The organism is Pannonibacter sp. I15F10I1 (assembly GCF_900185665.1).
Taxonomy (GTDB): domain Bacteria; phylum Pseudomonadota; class Alphaproteobacteria; order Rhizobiales; family Stappiaceae; genus Pannonibacter; species Pannonibacter indicus.
Map to the genome: position 1 here is coordinate 51699 of NZ_FYAN01000017.1, position 16045 is coordinate 67743.

Genomic DNA, 16045 nt, shown 5'->3' on the forward strand with positions numbered 1-16045 from the left:
ATACCAGTTCCCGCTTCTAAAGCGGCTGGCTGTCGCGGCCCTCGCGGGCGGCCTTGTACCAGGCCCAGAACAGGCGGGCGGCGACGCCGCGCCAGGGAGCCCAGGTCTCCGCCAGCTCATCCAGCGCACGGGGGCTGGGGCGGTCCGGCAGAGCGAAGGCATCGCGCACCGCATTCTGCAGGGCAATGTCGCCGCTGGGGAAGATATCCGGATGGCCGGCACAGAAGAGCAGGTAGATATCCGCCGTCCAGCGGCCGATGCCCTTGACCTGGCACAGCTCTTCCCGCGCCACATCGGCCGGAACGCTTGCCAGTGCCTGAAGATCCAGCCCGCCACCGACGGCATCCGCCAGCGCCCGCACGGCGCGGATCTTGGGCCGGGACAGCCCCGCGCCGCCCAGCGCCTCTTCCGTATGGGAAAGCAAAACATGCGCTTCCAGCGGATCAACGAGGGCGGCCAGCCTTGCGCCGATGGCATTGGCGCTGGCAACGGACACCTGCTGCGAGATGATGATCTGCACCAATGCTGCAAAGCTTGGCGGCCTGCGGCGCAGGGGCACTTCGCCGGCAAAGGAAATGACGGCAGGCAGGCGCGGATCGGCGGCGGCAAGGGCTGCAAGGCCAGCAGCGATATGTTCCGGCGTTTCGATGATCACGCTCATGGCTTCGTTCCTGCCCTGATCCCCCGTGTCAGCGCGTCGAAGATCTTCGCATAGATTTCTTCCACGCGCAGCGCCTCCTGCGGGCCGAGCCGGTGAAAATGGCTGAGGCCCGGCGCCGCATTCACCTCAAGAATGGCATAGGAGCCGGAAGATGAGGAGATATCCGGGCAGAGGAGATCAAGACCATAGAGCCGCAAGCCCACGGCCTCGCCCGCCTTGCGGGCTATCTCAGAAAAATACGGGCTGATCGCACCGGTCACATCCACTGCACTGCCGCCGGAAGAAAGGTTCGCGTTGGGCAGAAGCGCCACGGCTGCGCCGGCTTGCGGCACGTGGGTGAGATCAAGGCCGCTGGTGGCGAGAAAGGCGAGAATGCGCGGATCATCCGCCGCAATCTTCGAGCCCTTGCCGCCCGCGGCAAAGCCCTGCGTTGCCTGCGTGATCAGCGCCCGGAGGGAAGAAACGCCATCACCGGTTACCGAGAAGGGCCGCCGCTCGAACACGGCCAGCACCTCCCCATCCAGAACCAGCACCCGGTAATCCCGCCCCCTCACCTCTTCCTGCACCAGAATCCGGTCATAACTGGCGCCCAGAACGGTCAACGCGGAGGAAAGCCCCTGTTCGTCCTGCACCCGCAGGATGCCGCGCCCTTCCGAATCATCATTCGGCTTCACGAACAGCGGAAAGCCCGTCTCCCGGGCAAAGGCGAGCGCTTGCGTCTCCCCGTTCAGCCTTGCGGCAACGGCCGGGTTTTTCACCTCGATGTCGCGGATGAAACGCTGCGAACTGATCAGCACTCCGCGCGGCACACGGAGGCCGGCCGCCTCCAGAAAGAAGGCGCCATAGGCCTTGTCGCGGGCGATGGCGGAGGCGGCGGCGGGATTGAGATCAAAGCCCGCCCCCTTGAAGAAGGCGCGGCGCCCGCCCGGTGCCTCCACGTAGCCAGCATATCCGTAGGCGGGTTCGGCAAAAACGGTCAGCCCATGCTCTGCCGCATGGCGCCGCAGAAGCACCAGCGCCAGAGGCTCACGGCGGGAAGGATCGGAAGTCATGCTGCAGCGGCGCCCTGAAGCGGGCAGCCGCTGCGCGCGGCCGGATCAGTTCCGGCTCTGGCGGGCGGCTGCCAGATAGTCGATGACGAAGAGCTTCGGATTCGAAGGCCCGTTCGCGGTCACATTATAGATTGCCACCGACGTGTCCATGCCTTGCGAATCCGTCACGGTCCACTGCTTCAGATCGAAGGTCTGGGCATCGAAGATCAGCGTCAGCTTGCCGGAATTGAAGGTGGTGCGGTCCTCGACCACAACAGTCACGAGATCGGGCTCCACCACCACGCCCACCACATTGGTGTCCTTGGTCAGGTCGATCTGCTCGGCCAGCAGGAAGCGCAGCGGCGTTTCATTCAGCGGCCAGATGTCCTGCGTCTGCACCTTGCGGTCCAGCACGGACACCGACTTGCCATCGGCGATGATGTCAAGCTGTGCGGGCGGGTTGTAGTAGAAGCGGATCTTGCCCGGACGCTCCAGATAGAACTTGCCTTCCACCTGCCCGCCCTCGGGGCCGAACTGCACGAAATCGCCATGCATGGTCCGCACCGAGTTGAAGTAGGTGTTGACCTCGTTCAGCGTTTCCTGGTCCTGCGGGCTCAGCGGCGCCTTCTGCTGCGCGGTGGCAGGCGACAGGGCGGCTGCCACGCTCAGCATGACGGCCGCAGTCCAGGACAGGAAGCGATGCGAACAGTTGGGCTTCATGGTATGCTCAGGGCTCCTTCGAGGCGGCCCGGCAGAAATCCTGCAGCCGCTTCCCTCAATGTCTGATAGCCGTTCTAGTTCCCGCTTGTGGCAAGGTTGCGGCGGACGGGGCGGTTCAATAGTCCTCGTCCACCCCGTTTTTCACCAGAATTTCGCGCTTTCCGGCATGGTTGGCGGCGCTGATCACGCCTTCTTGTTCCATGCGCTCGATCAGCGAGGCTGCGCGGTTATAGCCGATGCCAAGACGGCGCTGGACATAGGAGGTCGAGACCTTCTTGTCGCGCAGCACCACGGCCACGGCACGGTCGTAGAGATCATTACCCTCGTCGGAGCCGGACACCGCGTCATAGGGGTTGTCCTGCATCTCCTCTTCCTCGGTCACCGCCTCCAGATACTGGGGCGTGCCCTGAAGCTTCAGATGCGCAACGATCTGCTCCACCTCGTCATCGGCGACGAAGGGGCCGTGGACACGCTGGATGCGGCCGCCGCCAGCCATGTAAAGCATGTCACCCATGCCCAGCAGCTGCTCGGCGCCCTGCTCGCCCAGAATGGTGCGGCTGTCGATCTTCGACGTCACCTGGAAGGAGATGCGCGTCGGGAAGTTGGCCTTGATCGTGCCGGTGATCACGTCCACCGACGGGCGCTGCGTGGCCATGATGATGTGGATGCCGGCGGCACGGGCCATCTGGGCCAGGCGCTGGATCGCGCCTTCGATGTCCTTGCCGGCCACCATCATCAGGTCGGCCATCTCGTCGACGATGACCACGATGAAGGGCATCGGCTCCAGCGGCAGATCCTCTTCCTCGTAGATCGGCTGGCCAGTCTCGCGGTCGAAGCCCGTCTGTACGGTGCGGGAGAAGCTTTCGCCCTTTTCCAGCGCCTGCTTCACACGCATGTTGTAGCCGTCGATGTTGCGCACGCCCATCTTCGACATCTTCTTGTAGCGCTCTTCCATCTCGCGGACGGTCCACTTGAGCGCCACGACCGCCTTCTTCGGGTCGGTCACCACCGGGGTAAGAAGATGCGGGATGCCGTCATAGATCGACAGTTCCAGCATTTTCGGGTCGATCATGATCATCTTGCACTGGTCCGGCGTCATCCGGTACAGCAGCGACAGGATCATGGTGTTGATCGACACCGACTTGCCCGAACCGGTGGTACCGGCAACGAGCAGATGCGGCATGCGGGCAAGATCGGCGATCACGCTTTCGCCGTTGATCGTCTTGCCCAGCGCCATGGCGAGCTTCGCCTTCGACTTCTCGAAATCCTCCGCCGCCAGCAGCTCGCGCAGATAGACCGTCTCGCGCTTCTGGTTTGGCAGTTCGATGCCGATGGCATTCTTGCCGGGGATCACGGCAACGCGGGCGGAAATCGCGCTCATCGAGCGGGCGATATCATCGGCAAGGCCGATGACACGCGAGGACTTGATGCCGGGAGCGGGCTCCAGCTCATAAAGTGTCACCACCGGACCGGGGCGCACTTCGATGATCTCGCCGCGCACGCCGAAGTCTTCCAGCACGCCTTCGAGAATGCGGGCATTCTGCTCCAGTGCATCGGCGGACAGGCCCGGCGTCTTGCCGGCCGGCTTGGGCTCGGCCAGAAGCCGCAGCGGCGGCAGTTCATAGACATCGGGCGCTTCCAGCAGCGAAGGCTGAGCCTCGGCCTGAACCCGGCGGCCCGGCTGCGGACGCGGAGCCTGCGGCACGACACGGGCAGCACCCTGAGCGGGGGCACCCGGGACGGCGCGGCCCTGATCGGGACTGGCGATGCCAACGGGACGGCCCAGCGGCGGGCGGTCCAGCGGCGCCTCTTCCCGCGCCCGGCCACGGCCACGCGGCGCAACAGGCACAGCCTCTTCCATGCCGTAGCCGTCATCGTCCATGTCGAACGGCGGCTCGTCATAGGCAGAAGCTTCCTCTTCGCCGTCGTAATAGTCCTCTTCCTCTTCCATTTCCGGCGCACGGCCCATCACGGGCCCGCGCGAGGTCACGCGGCGCGGTGCCTCACGGGTGCCGCGGGCGTCAGGATAGAGATCGCCAAGGCCATCGTCCTCCTCACCGGGAACGAAACGGTCTTTCAGCGCACGGCGCAGCGAGCCGAAGCGGCTTGTGGGCGGAGCGGCATATTCATCCTCCGCATCCTCCTCCACATAGTCGTCTTCCTCATATTCCCGCGCACGGCGGCGGGAGAGGCCAAGGCCGGTCATGCGCTGCACGGCCGACTGGGCCTGCAGGCGCCAATGCGCAGCAGCCCCCATGAGAGCGGCGAAACGCGGTTCGCGCTCGTCCTCGTCCTCATCGTCGAAATCAAGCTGTTCCTGCGCCTTGCGGCCGCGCATCTGCTGGCGGGCGGTGCGGGACGGCAGCGACGGGACATCGTCCTCCTCATCCTGATACCGCTCGCGCATATCGCCAAACCAGGCACCGGCAGCCACCAGCAGGAATACGGCCGGCAGGCCCAGCCCCAGCACACCCGTGATCGTGGCTGCGCCCGGCGTCAGGTTCTGCGTCAGCAGGGAGGGGACATAGTGCATGGCATCACCGGCAAAGCCGCCGAGACCGGTCGGCAGCGGCCAGCTTTCCGGCACGGGCAGCGCCGCAACGGCACCGGCGCCCAGCAGCGTGCCCACGAACCAGAACATGATCCGGCGGAAGCCGATGCGCATGGTCTTGCCCGAGAGAAGGCGCCAGCCCCACAGCACCACCGGCACCAGGAACACGGCCGTCGCCAGCCCGATCGACTGCATCAGGATGTCGGAGATGATCGCCCCCGGCGTGCCAAGCGCATTGCGCACCGGCTCACCCGTCGCATGATTGAAGCTCGGGTCATTGACCGACCAGGTGGCAAGGCTCGCCGCAAGGGCCGCCGCCAGCGCAATGACCAGAAGCCCGGCCGCGCCCACCAGATTGCGGCGGACGAAGCGCTTCAGCGGGCTTTCGGTGTCGAGAATATGCGCAGCGCCCCGTCCGGACCCGCGCATGGCTGTTGCCCGTCTCATTCCGCACCTCCCAGCCAGCCGGCCATGCGCTCCAGCGCTTCACCCGTCAGCGCAGAGGGGGCGCACAGGCCAACGCGGATATAAGGATCACCCGGATTGCGGCCATCGGCCTGGGTGGAAGCCAGATAGGAACCGGGCAGCACCTTGACGCCAACCTCGCTCCACAGCCGCTCGGTCACGCTGACCGCGCCGCCCCAGTGGCTCACATCCAGCCACAGGAAGAAGCCGCCTTCCGGCGTTACCGGCCCCAGAATGGGCGACAGCAGCCTTTCGGCGATTTCGTATTTCTCATTGTAGAGACGGCGGTTCTCGATCACATGCGCTTCGTCGCCATAGGCGCGCACGGCCAGCGCCTGTGCCGGCAGCGGCACCTGCGGCGCAGCAAGACCGCGGAACTTCACCCAGCGCGACAGAAACTCCGGGTCACCGGCCGCAAAACCGCAGCGAAGCCCCGCAAGATTCGACCGCTTCGACAGGGAGTTGAGTGCCACCACCATGGAATAGCCCTCACCCAGCGCATGGGCGGCTTCCAGAACGCCCGGAGGCGGGGTGCTGCGGTAGATCTCCGAATAGCACTCGTCGGCAAAAATGTAGAACCGGTGGCGGCGAGCCTTGCCTATCAGCTTCTGCCAATAGGCAAGGCTCGCCACCGCTCCTTGCGGATTGGCGGGCGATGCCACGTAAAAGGCGATGGTCCGGTCCAGAAGCTCCGGCTCCAGGGCGTCCAGATCCGGCAGGAAGCCTGTGTCCGCGCCCGTGTCGAGCATGACCGCCTCGGCCCCGGCAATATGGGCTGCGGCTGCATAGGTCTGGTAGAACGGGTTGGGCAGGATCACCGCCGGGCGCGCCACATCCTTGGCCAGCTGATCGCGGGCGGAAATCGCGCCGAAGGACAGGCCCTCGCGCGAGCCGTTGAGCGGCAGAACGCCCTTGTCCTTGTCGATGGTGCCGCCAAGATTGTAGCGCCGGTCCAGCCAGGCCGCGATGGCCGTTCGGAAGGCCGGAGAGCCTTCGATGGGCGGATAGCGGCGGAAATCGGCCAGATTTTCCATCAGCACCTCGCCCGTGAAGGGCGGCAGCGCATGCTGCGGCTCGCCAATGGTCAGCACAATCGGGTCCGCACCCGGGCGCGTATCACCCAGAAGCGCGGCAAGGCGCTGGAACGGATTGGCGTCGGGCAGGGCCGCGCGCGGGGTTGAGGCAGGCATCGTGGACGTCATCTGACCTTCCGGACACTCGAACACACTATTGGTCCGGACGGTAACGCGCCTCTGGTAAATCCCTCATTAACCAAGCAGCGGCAGCAGCCTTTTCCCGCTGCCGCACAGGCAGTTGTCCACTGTCAGAAATCGACGGTGATGCCTTTGATTTCCCAATCCTCATAACGGGTTGGCTCCAGTCCGCCGCGCCCGTCCAGCTCTTTTGCCATGGCCTGCTGGCGTGCGTCGATTTCTGCGCGGCGCGCTTCGGCCTCCTTCAGCGCCCGCTGCGCTGCGGGGGGAAGATCCTCGAATCGCCGCTGCGGTGCAGGCGCAGGCTCTGCGGCGGCTTCCGGCTCTGCGGGCGCGGCACGCTGGGGAAAGGGAACGACCACGCCACGGTTCTCCGCAACACCGGCCTCAGGGCCATTCGCTCCGGTGATCTCGTCGTCGTGCATGGATATCTCCATCGTCTGGACCGCCGGCCGCCGCTTCAAGACAGGTTGAAGACCGGCAGGCTTGCGGGAAATCGGGCTCATACCCATCATATAGGGACCTGGCCCATCATATAGGGTACTGGCGGGAGCAGAAAACTCCCGTCAGGCATACCGCCCGCACTTAAGCGCGACGAGGACCGAAGGCAATGAACTATTTCCGCACTGCCATGCTGCTGGCCGCCATGACCGCCCTGTTCATGGGTATTGGCTTCCTGATCGGCGGACAGAGCGGCATGATGATCGCACTGGTGATTGCCGGTGCGATGAACCTGTTCAGCTACTGGAATTCCGACAAGATGGTGCTGTCCATGCACCACGCGCAGGAAGTTGACGAGCGCAGCGCGCCCGAACTGTTCCGCATGGTGCGCCAGCTGGCACAGAATGCGCAGCTGCCGATGCCCAAGGTCTATATCATCAACAATCCGCAGCCGAATGCCTTTGCCACGGGCCGCAATCCGCAGAATGCCGCCGTGGCCGCGACCACCGGCCTGCTGGAGCGCCTGACCATGGAAGAAGTGGCGGGGGTGATGGCGCATGAGCTGGCCCACATCAAGAACCACGACACGCTGATCATGACGATCACCGCGACGATTGCCGGTGCCATCTCCATGCTCGGCAATTTCGCCTTCTTCTTCGGCGGCAACCGGGAGAACAACAATCCGCTCGGCTTCGTCGGCATGCTGGTGGCGATGATCGTCGCCCCGCTGGCCGCCATGCTGGTGCAGATGGCGATCTCCCGTACCCGTGAATATGCCGCCGACCGCATGGGCGCCGAAATCTGCGGCCACCCGATGTGGCTGGCTTCGGCGCTGGCCAAGATCGCGGGCGGCGTGGAGCAGATCCACAATCCGGATGCGGAGCGCAGCCCGGCGACGGCGCATATGTTCATCATCAACCCGCTGTCGGGCGAGCGGATGGACAATCTGTTCTCCACCCACCCCAACACCGCCAACCGCATCGCTGCCTTGCGCGATCTGGACGGACAGATGGGCGGGCGCGGCGGCAGTGCTGGAGGCTCAGGCGGTTCTGGCGGTTCTGGCGGCGGCTGGAACACGGCTCCGGCGCAGACGCGCAACCAGTCTTGGGGTGATTCCGGGGGTGGCGCCGGTAGCAGCACTGGCAGCAGATCCGGCCCCTCGGGGTCCTGGGGAGGCAGCGGAAACGCACGCCCCTCGGACAAACCCAAGGGCCCATGGGGCTGAAACCGATGGGGTTGAGCCGGACGGCTGATCTGCGGTAAAAGCTTCGGATCACAGCCTCGGGCGCGACGGACGGCACGGCAGCCTGTCCCGCGCCGCAGGACCACCAGACATGTCTTGCCAAGGGCGCCGCGAGCACCGGTTCGCGGCGCCTTGACTCAATCGGCAACACACCCAACCCAACGAAGGCCAGCGCTTTGAACGAACCCACCGGCTCCCGCCCGAAATCCCCCTCCCGCCCCGCCGGCGGCAAGGATGCACCGTTCCGCAAGCAGGGACAGGGCGGCAAGGCAGGCGGCGCGGCAAATGGCGGCGGCTCGCCCGGGCGGCCCGCTCCCGGCTTTGCCGCCCGCAAGGTGGCCGCCGACATTCTGGGCAATGTGGTGCACAAGCACCGCACGCTGGATGCCGAATATGACGTGACCTCGGGCCATTCCGGCTTCCGCGCGCTGGAGCCGAAGGACCGGTCGCTGGTGAAGGCCATCGTCGCCGCAGCCCTGCGCCGCCGTGGCCAGCTCGATGCCATTCTGGCGGAGCTGCTCGACCGGCCCATTCCGGAGCGCACCGGCCGCGTCACCGACATTCTCCACGTCGCTGCCGTGCAGATCCTGTTCCTCGACGTGGCCGACCACGCCGCTGTGTCGCTGGTGGTGGATCTTGCCGGGTCCGACAAGCGGGCAAGGCCTTACAAGGGCCTCGTCAACGGTGTGCTGCGCCGTCTGGCGCGGGAGAAGGACACGCTGTCCGCCATCACCGGTTCGGGTCCGGCAGGCTTGCCGCTCTGGCTCGCCACCCGCTGGCGCGAAACCTATGGCACGGAAACCTTCGAGGCGATCCTGCGCGCCCATCTGGAAGAGCCCGCACTGGATCTCACCGTCAAGAACGATGCCGAAGGCTGGGCCGAACGCCTCGGCGGCCGTGTGGTGGCTGCCGGATCGGTCCGCCTGTCGCGCAAGGGCGCGGTGGACGGCTTCGAGGGCTTCAACGAAGGCGGCTGGTGGGTGCAGGATGCAGCAGCCTCCCTGCCCGCCCGCCTGCTGGGAGACCTCACCGGCAAGCGTGCCGCCGATCTGTGCGCTGCCCCCGGCGGCAAGACGGCTCAGCTGGCCACGCAGGGCGCCGATGTGACGGCGGTGGACATTTCCGAAAAGCGGCTGAAGCGCGTCCATGCCAATCTGGAGCGGCTCGGCCTTTCGGCCCGCGTTGTCGCGGCGGATCTGCGCAGCTACGAGCCGGACGAGCCTTTCGACGCCATCCTTCTCGATGCGCCCTGCAGCGCCACCGGCACCATGCGCCGCCATCCGGACGTGGCCTGGACCAAGCGGCCTGCAGATGTGACGACACTGGCGGGCATCCAGGCCGAACTCTTGCGCAAGACCATCACCTGGCTGAAGCCGGGCGGTGTGCTGGTCTATTGCACCTGCTCGATGGAACGGGAAGAAGGCGAAGACCAGATCGCGGCACTGCTGGCAGAAATGCCGGGAATCACCCTGGAGCCAGTGCTGCCGGAAGAAATCGGCGGCCTTGCCGAGTGCATCACGCCGGAGGGCTATCTGCGCACCCTGCCCTGCCATCTGGGCGGCGGCACGGAGCCGGAAGGCGGCCTCGACGGATTTTTTGCCGCCCGTCTGCGGCGGCTTTAACTGCCCTGTAACCACTCTGACCCGCAATGGACAACTGAGAGCTAACCCTAACAGTTCGTTACCTCTTATGGTGAAAGGGCAAGTCAATTTCATTCCGGCGCCAGCACAAGGGCAGTGAGACACTGCCATGACGATCCGGGCGATGGGTGAGCAGGGGCGCATCGGGCGCCTGCTGCTCCATCATCTCTGGCAAAATGGCCTGCGCTGGCTGCATGGCGGACCCCTGTTCCGCTGGCAGCCATTTGCGGGAACGCCCTCCCGTTTGCTCATCGCCCCGCAGGATCTTCGCACCGCCGACCAGACCAACGCCCTTGATATCTATGGCGGCCGCTTCCTTTTCTCCGGCAAGGTGGTGGAGGCCAGAGGCCGCTCGCCCTTCGAGCTGAAGGGCGAAGATCCGGCCTGGCAGCGCGAATTGCACAGTTTCGGCTGGCTGCGCGACCTGCGCGCCGCCGAAAGCCTCGTCGCCCGCCAGAATGCCCGTGCCCTTGTCGATGACTGGATCCGCCTGTGCGGCCGCTGGGCCCCCATCGCCTGGGAACAGCCCGTCGTGGCGCGGCGCGTCCTGTCCTGGCTCGCCCAGTCGCCGCTGGTGCTGGAAGACGGCGACGCGGAATTCTACCGCCGTTTCCTGCGCTCGCTCGGCCGTCAGGTGCGCTATCTGCGCCGCACCATCAACGAAACACCCGATGGCGTGCCGCGCCTGCAGGCGGCGCTTGCTGTGGCGGCTGCCAGCATCTCCATGGCCGGTCAGGGCCGCTACGTGCGCCAGAGCCTCCGGCGCCTGGAGCATGAACTGCAGCGCCAGATCATGCCCGATGGCGGCCATGTTTCGCGCAATCCCGGTGCGATCCTGGAAATTCTCACCGACCTTCTGCCCATCCGGCAGGCCTTCGTCACGCAAGGGCTGGAGACACCCGCCGGCATGATGCAGGCCATCGACCGGATGATGCCGATGGTGCGCTTCTTCCGCCATGTGGACGGTGCCTTTGCCCATTTCAACGGCATGGGCTCCACCCCCACCGATCTGGTGGCGACGATCCTGGCCTATGATGATGCGCGCGGCGCTCCTCCCGGCAACGCACCCTTCTCCGGCTATCAGCGGCTGATGGGCGGGGACACGGTGGTGCTGATGGACACCGGCACACCGCCGCCGCCGCTGCTGAGCCAATCGGCCCACGCCGGCTGCCTGTCGCTCGAAATGTCCTCCGGCCGCCACCGGCTGGTGGTCAATTGCGGCGTTTCCGGCTGGGCCAGCGAAGGCTGGCGGCAAGTCGCCCGCTCCACGGCGGCCCATTCGACGGCCGGCATGGAAGACAGCTCGTCCTGCCGGTTTCTAACAGAGAAGCCCTTCACCGGCTGGCTCGGCGCGCCGATCCTCAGCGGTCCGACCAGCGTGCCCGTCAACCGGGAGGAAGACGTGATGGGCACCCGCGTCACCGCCTCCCATGATGGCTATGCCCATCGCTACAATGTGCGGCATGAGCGGGACATACGACTGTCGAGCGACGGCTCCGTGCTGGACGGCATCGATCTTTTCTCGACGCTGGGCGCCCTGACCCATCACGACCATTTCACCATCCGCTTCCATCTGCATCCGCTGATCAAGCCCAGCCTTCTGCGGGCAGGCACCGCTGCCGTGCTGCTGGCGCCGGACGGCGAGGCCTGGGAGTTCAACGCGTCCGGCGCGGAACTGGTGCTGGAAGAATCCGTCTATCTGTCGGATGTCTATGGCCACCGCCGCACCCAGCAGCTGGTGCTTTACGGCCGCATCAGCCAGTCCAGCCAGGCCGCCTGGCAGTTCCGCCGCACCGCCACAGCCCGGAATGCACGGCGCGAGCGCAGCGCTGCTCAGGAGCCGGAACTGCCGCTGTAAGCGATCGGGATGCTGATTCGCCGCGCAGGCCTTCTTGAGCTTCCGTTTCTGCCCCGTTCGTGCTAGGGCCACGGCCACTTTCCATCCTCAGATCTGCGAGGCAAGGCCATGGCCGTGGTGTCCAAGGGGGTTCCCGTTCCCCCGCTCGTTTCCGTCAAGCGCGCCCTTCTTTCCGTTTCCGACAAGACCGGGCTGCTCGACTTCGCCCGCGGGCTGTCCGAGCGCGGCGTGGAGCTGATTTCCACCGGCGGCACCCGCAAGACGCTGGCGGACGCCGGCCTGCCGGTGAAGGACATTTCCGAAGTGACCGGCTTCCCGGAAATCATGGATGGCCGGGTCAAGACCCTGCATCCGATGGTGCACGGCGGCCTGCTCGCCATCCGCGACGACGCCGAGCACAAGGCCGCCATGGACGCCCATGGCATTGGCGGCATCGACCTGCTCTGCGTCAACCTCTATCCCTTCGAGGATACGGTTGCCTCCGGCACAGACTATGCAACGGGCGTCGAGAACATCGACATCGGCGGCCCGGCCATGACCCGTGCAGCGGCCAAGAACCACGCCTATGTGACCGTCGTGGTGGACCCGGCAGACTATGCCGCGGTTCTGTCCGCGCTGGATGAGAACAACGGCCAGTCGCCGATCGATCTGCGCAAGAAGCTGGCGCAGAAGGCCTTTGCCCGCACAGCTGCCTATGATGCCGCCGTGTCGAACTGGCTGGCTTCGCAGATTGGCAACGAAGCGCCCGATTACCGCGCCATGGGCGGCAAGCTGGCCGAAGTCATGCGCTACGGCGAGAACCCGCATCAGTCGGCCGGTTTCTACACCACCGGCGAGCGCCGCTCTGGCGTCGCCACCGCCCGCCAGCTGCAGGGCAAGACCCTGTCCTACAACAACATCAACGACACGGACGCCGCCTTCGAGCTGGTCAGCGAGTTTGACCCCAAGCGCACCAAGGCCGTTGCCATCATCAAGCACGCCAACCCCTGCGGCGTGGCCGAGGGCGCCAGCCTGAAGGCCGCCTACGGGCTGGCGCTGCGCTGTGATCCTGTTTCTGCCTTCGGCGGTATCGTCGCCCTCAACGACACGCTGGATGCGGAAGCCGCCGAAGAAATCGTCAAGATCTTCACCGAGGTGATCATCGCCCCGGCCGCGACGGATGAAGCCATCGAAATCGTGGCAAAGAAGAAGAACCTGCGCCTGCTGGTCACCGGCGGTCTCGCCGACCCGCGTGCGGCCGGTCTGGCCATCAAGTCCGTCGCCGGCGGCCTGCTGGTCCAGTCCCGCGACAACGGCGTCATCGATGATCTCGACCTCAAGGTCGTGACGAAGCGTGCGCCGACCGCGCAGGAACTGGCCGACCTCAAGTTCGCATTCCGCGTTGCCAAGCACGTCAAGTCCAATGCCATTGTCTACGCAAAGGATGGTGCCACGGTTGGCGTGGGCGCAGGCCAGATGAGCCGCATCGACAGCGCCCGCATTGCCGCCCGCAAGGCACTGGATGCGACCGAAGCTGCCGGACTGTCCACGCCGCTCACCAAGGGCTGCGTGGTCGCCTCCGATGCCTTCTTCCCCTTCGCTGACGGCCTGCTCTCCGCAGCGGAAGCAGGCGCGACTGCAGTCATCCAGCCGGGCGGCTCCATGCGCGATGATGAAGTGATCGCAGCTGCCGATGCGGCAGGTCTTGCCATGGTGCTGACCGGCATGCGGCATTTCCGTCACTGAGAGTAAGGATACTGTAAAAGCCACTGCAAGTTGCTGCGGCGCCTAATAGTTGAAAAAATTTTTAGCTTCCAGAGGCAATTGTCTGCTTCTGGAAGCTTTTTCTTAACAGGATTCAGCGCTTCCTACCTCTAGGAGAATCCTGCCTGGACGCAAGAATTCCAGGCAGTCAGAAGGGGTACCTGGATGTTGAAGCAGGCAAAGATCGCAACCAAGCTTGCGGCCGTCAGCGTGACTGCGCTGGCCGGAGTTCTTGCTGTTGGAATTGGTGTCATTGGATATCAGGCCACCTCAGCAACGCAGCAGCTTGCCATTCAGCAAGTGGAAGCCATTGCGCAGGAACAGGCCGAGTATGTTGCACGGGTGATCGAGGAAGGTCTTCTGCCCGCGCAAGGTCTCGGCAATGCCCTCAATGCGCTGAAGCGCAGCGGACCGGTCGACAGGCAGGCCTGGACCAACATCCTGCAGGATGCGATGCAGACCTACCCCAACATGGCCGGCACCTGGGGCATGGTTCTCGACAACAATCTGGACGGGCGTGACGCGGAGTTCGGAGGCCAGCCGGGCCACGATGAGGCCGGGGTCTGGCGCCCCTATTTCTACCGGAACCAGGGCAAGGTCGACTTCAGCCCCATCCCGCCGCTCAAGCCATCGCCTGAGGGCGACTGGTTCCATGTCTCCTACAGGACCGGCAAGGACTTCGCCACGGAACCCTACACCTGGGAAACCGATGGTGTTGTCATGACTGGCATTTCCTTCAGCACCCCGATCCGCGATGGCGGCAAGGTCATCGGCGTGACCGGTGGCGACCTTCTGCTCACCGATCTGACGACAACCCTGTCTTCCCAGAAGCCGATGGGCACCGGCCAGGTGAATCTTCTGTCCCAGGCCGGGGTCTGGATCGCCAACACGGACCCGGCTCTTCTGGGCAAGCCCTGGACTGAAGCCAAGGGATCTCAAGAAGCGGCCTTCGGCTCTCAGGTTCTCAATGCGGTCAAATCGGCCCAGCCCTTCTCCTACACTGCCTACGCAGAAGCGGCCGGGGGAGACATGATCAACATTGTCAGCCCGGTCGCCATCGGCAACACCGGTGCCACCATGGCCGTCGTGGTCAGCGTGCCCATGGCAACGGTGAATGCCGCCTCGATGCAGATCATCTACACCATCCTTGGCATTGGCGTGATCCTGCTGGCGGTCGTCGCCATCGCGGTCATGTTCTTCAGCAACCGCATCGTCCGCCGTCCGCTGGAACGGGCCGTCACCACCATCAACGCCCTGATCGACCAGCGCTACGACATCACCATTCCGGACAAGGACCGCGGTGACGAGATCGGCCACATCAATCAAGCGCTCGAGATCTTCCGTGAAAAGGCAAGACGGGCTGAAGAGCTGGTGGCCGAGCAGGAAGAACAGCAGCGCCAGCGCATCCTGCGCGCCGAAGCAGTGCGGGACCTGTCCCAGTCGTTCGATGCCCGCATTTCGAAGCTCACCACGACGGTCTCAAGCCTCGTCGGCGACCTGAACAATGCTTCCAACGTGCTGACGGTGGGCGCAGACGACACCAGCGCCAAGAGCACCGCCGTTGCGGCCGCCTCCGAGGAAGCGGCTGCCAACGTGGAAGCTGTTGCCTCTGCCGCCGAAGAGCTGCTGGCCTCCGTTTCGGAAATCCGCCGCCAGATGGAACAGTCTGCCGGGATCGCCGGTCAGGCCGTGCATCAGGCACAGGCCACCAATGGCAAGATCGAAGCACTGGCCGATGCCGCCAGCCGCATCAATGAGGTGGTGGCGCTGATCCAGGCCATTGCCGAGCAAACCAACCTTCTCGCCCTCAATGCCACCATCGAGGCGGCCCGTGCCGGCGAGGCCGGCCGCGGATTTGCGGTCGTGGCTGCGGAAGTGAAGGAACTGGCCAACCAGACGGCCAAGGCGACGGAGGAAATCTCCAGCCAGATCCAGTCGGTCCAGTCGGAAACGGCCAATGCGGTGAAGGCCATTCAGGAGATCTCCTCGACCATCGAGCAGATCAACGAGATCTCCGGCAGCATCCAGGTTTCCGTGGATCAGCAGGGCCTGGCGACCACCGAAATCGCCCGCAACATTCAGGAAGCCTCCAACGGCACACAGGAAGTGACGCGCAACATCGTCGCCGTGTCCGCTTCGGCCAACGAAACCGGCGAAACGGCCCGCAAGGTCAGCTCGTCAGCCGCAATCCTCCAGCAGGAGGCAAGCGAGCTGCGGCAGGAAGTGGAGCAGTTCCTGAGGGACATCCGCCAGAGCGCCTGATAGCAACTCTCAATGAGCTTGACTCATTGAGAGTTGCTCAAGCCCGTGCAGCACACGAGCCCTCTCTGGGCGTGATGCGTCAGCACCATAAATCCCTGCAGGTTTTCTGATCTTACGTTCAGATTTTATTCAGGTTTTTCTTTGTGTTGCTCAGCCCCGGTGTTTTCCGGGGCTGTTGCTGTTTTGGGTTTTTACTGTTTTTTCTACTAGATTGGC

At 64.8% G+C, this 16045-nt stretch carries 11 protein-coding genes; 5 read left to right on the forward strand and 6 right to left on the reverse strand.

What is annotated here, in order from left to right; translation table 11 throughout:
• Positions 1-16 precede the first annotated feature (16 nt).
• The 6 genes from IF10I1_RS11985 to IF10I1_RS12010 all read right to left on the reverse strand — a co-directional run bounded on the left by IF10I1_RS11985 (position 17) and on the right by IF10I1_RS12010 (position 7004).
• On the reverse strand, positions 17-661 hold the full coding sequence (locus IF10I1_RS11985; RefSeq protein WP_186393134.1) for a DNA-3-methyladenine glycosylase: 645 nt from the start codon (positions 659-661) through the stop codon (positions 17-19).
• Positions 658-1713 carry an ATP-dependent carboxylate-amine ligase gene (locus tag IF10I1_RS11990; RefSeq protein WP_186393135.1) on the reverse strand — a complete coding sequence of 352 codons (1056 nt, stop codon included), beginning with the start codon at positions 1711-1713 and terminating at the stop codon, positions 658-660. Before IF10I1_RS11990 ends, IF10I1_RS11985 begins: the two co-directional genes overlap by 4 nt.
• Positions 1714-1758: 45 nt before the next feature.
• Positions 1759-2364 (reverse strand): outer-membrane lipoprotein carrier protein LolA, encoded by a 606-nt coding sequence (locus IF10I1_RS11995; protein WP_208994275.1) that lies wholly within the window; start codon positions 2362-2364, stop codon positions 1759-1761.
• A gap of 163 nt (positions 2365-2527) precedes the next feature.
• A complete protein-coding gene (locus IF10I1_RS12000) occupies positions 2528-5410 on the reverse strand; it encodes a DNA translocase FtsK (RefSeq protein ID WP_186424514.1) in 2883 nt (960 codons plus the stop codon).
• On the reverse strand, positions 5407-6630 hold the full coding sequence (locus IF10I1_RS12005) for an aminotransferase class I/II-fold pyridoxal phosphate-dependent enzyme (RefSeq protein WP_186424515.1): 1224 nt from the start codon (positions 6628-6630) through the stop codon (positions 5407-5409). Before IF10I1_RS12005 ends, IF10I1_RS12000 begins: the two co-directional genes overlap by 4 nt.
• A gap of 122 nt (positions 6631-6752) precedes the next feature.
• Complete coding sequence (locus IF10I1_RS12010) at positions 6753-7004, reverse strand: DUF1674 domain-containing protein (RefSeq protein WP_050474149.1); 252 nt, start codon at positions 7002-7004, stop codon at positions 6753-6755.
• Positions 7005-7252: 248 nt separating this feature from the next.
• Here IF10I1_RS12010 and htpX point away from each other — a divergent pair, with 248 nt between their 5' ends.
• From htpX to IF10I1_RS12035, 5 genes are all read left to right on the forward strand, one after another.
• The gene (gene htpX / locus IF10I1_RS12015; RefSeq protein ID WP_186424516.1) at positions 7253-8308 is read left to right on the forward strand and encodes a zinc metalloprotease HtpX; all 1056 of its coding nucleotides are present in this window, start codon (positions 7253-7255) and stop codon (positions 8306-8308) included.
• Between the two features lie 194 nt (positions 8309-8502).
• A complete protein-coding gene (gene rsmB, locus IF10I1_RS12020) occupies positions 8503-9948 on the forward strand; it encodes a 16S rRNA (cytosine(967)-C(5))-methyltransferase RsmB (protein ID WP_208977205.1) in 1446 nt (481 codons plus the stop codon).
• 127 nt (positions 9949-10075) lie between these two features.
• On the forward strand, positions 10076-11824 hold the full coding sequence (locus IF10I1_RS12025; RefSeq protein WP_186393140.1) for a heparinase II/III family protein: 1749 nt from the start codon (positions 10076-10078) through the stop codon (positions 11822-11824).
• A gap of 108 nt (positions 11825-11932) precedes the next feature.
• Complete coding sequence (gene purH, locus IF10I1_RS12030; protein WP_186393141.1) at positions 11933-13549, forward strand: bifunctional phosphoribosylaminoimidazolecarboxamide formyltransferase/IMP cyclohydrolase; 1617 nt, start codon at positions 11933-11935, stop codon at positions 13547-13549.
• Positions 13550-13732: 183 nt separating this feature from the next.
• Entirely contained in the window at positions 13733-15829 is a 2097-nt protein-coding gene (locus IF10I1_RS12035) for a methyl-accepting chemotaxis protein (RefSeq protein ID WP_186393142.1), read from the forward strand.
• Positions 15830-16045 lie beyond the last annotated feature (216 nt).

Excerpts from the sequence above, each read along its gene's own strand:
- IF10I1_RS11985 (WP_186393134.1), bottom strand. The coding sequence starts at position 661 with ATGAGCGTGATCATCGAAACGCCGGAACATATCGCTGCTGGCCTTGCA.
- IF10I1_RS12025 (WP_186393140.1), top strand. The coding sequence starts at position 10,076 with ATGACGATCCGGGCGATGGGTGAGCAGGGGCGCATCGGGCGCCTGCTG.
- IF10I1_RS12000 (WP_186424514.1), bottom strand. The coding sequence starts at position 5,410 with ATGAGACGGGCAACAGCCATGCGCGGGTCCGGACGGGGCGCTGCGCAT.
- IF10I1_RS11990 (WP_186393135.1), bottom strand. The coding sequence starts at position 1,713 with ATGACTTCCGATCCTTCCCGCCGTGAGCCTCTGGCGCTGGTGCTTCTG.
- htpX (WP_186424516.1), top strand. The coding sequence starts at position 7,253 with ATGAACTATTTCCGCACTGCCATGCTGCTGGCCGCCATGACCGCCCTG.
- IF10I1_RS12005 (WP_186424515.1), bottom strand. The coding sequence starts at position 6,630 with ATGACGTCCACGATGCCTGCCTCAACCCCGCGCGCGGCCCTGCCCGAC.
- purH (WP_186393141.1), top strand. The coding sequence starts at position 11,933 with ATGGCCGTGGTGTCCAAGGGGGTTCCCGTTCCCCCGCTCGTTTCCGTC.
- IF10I1_RS12035 (WP_186393142.1), top strand. The coding sequence starts at position 13,733 with ATGTTGAAGCAGGCAAAGATCGCAACCAAGCTTGCGGCCGTCAGCGTG.
- IF10I1_RS11995 (WP_208994275.1), bottom strand. The coding sequence starts at position 2,364 with ATGCTGAGCGTGGCAGCCGCCCTGTCGCCTGCCACCGCGCAGCAGAAG.